Source organism: Desulfovibrio desulfuricans (genome assembly GCF_024460775.1).
Taxonomy (GTDB): domain Bacteria; phylum Desulfobacterota; class Desulfovibrionia; order Desulfovibrionales; family Desulfovibrionaceae; genus Desulfovibrio; species Desulfovibrio desulfuricans_E.
Genome location: NZ_JANFYZ010000050.1, coordinates 1 through 348, shown reverse-complemented (window position 1 = coordinate 348; position 348 = coordinate 1). Strand labels below are relative to the sequence as shown.

The following is a 348-nucleotide window of genomic DNA, read 5'->3' as shown; positions in this document are numbered from 1 at the left end:
GAAAAATTTTTTAAATCAATCGCAGGAGTAAGAGTTCAGGGAACTGTTTAGATATGGTCGGAAAATCAATGTCTCGCAAAAGATACGGGAGAATTACAACTGACCAATTATGGCATATCAGGTATTCCTGTATTTCAAGTGAGCAGATATGCGGCGATTGCATTATATAAAAAGAAAAAAGTTCAGGCGATTCTTGATTTTATGCCGGAATTTTCGGAAGATGAGCTGGAAAAGTTTTTAATAAAACGGGCGAAAATGCGTCCGTATAAGAGAGCAGATCAATTTTTCACAGGGTTATCTAATAAAAAGTTGTCCGATCTTTGGGTGAAAGAAGCAGGGATTTCAAAA

Annotated in this window: 1 protein-coding gene; it reads left to right on the top strand. The window is 36.5% G+C overall.

Annotated elements, in window-relative coordinates:
* Positions 1-51: 51 nt before the first annotated feature.
* A partial coding sequence (locus tag NE637_RS15360) for a BaiN/RdsA family NAD(P)/FAD-dependent oxidoreductase (RefSeq protein WP_256267799.1) occupies positions 52-348 on the top strand: 297 nt, incomplete at its 3' end.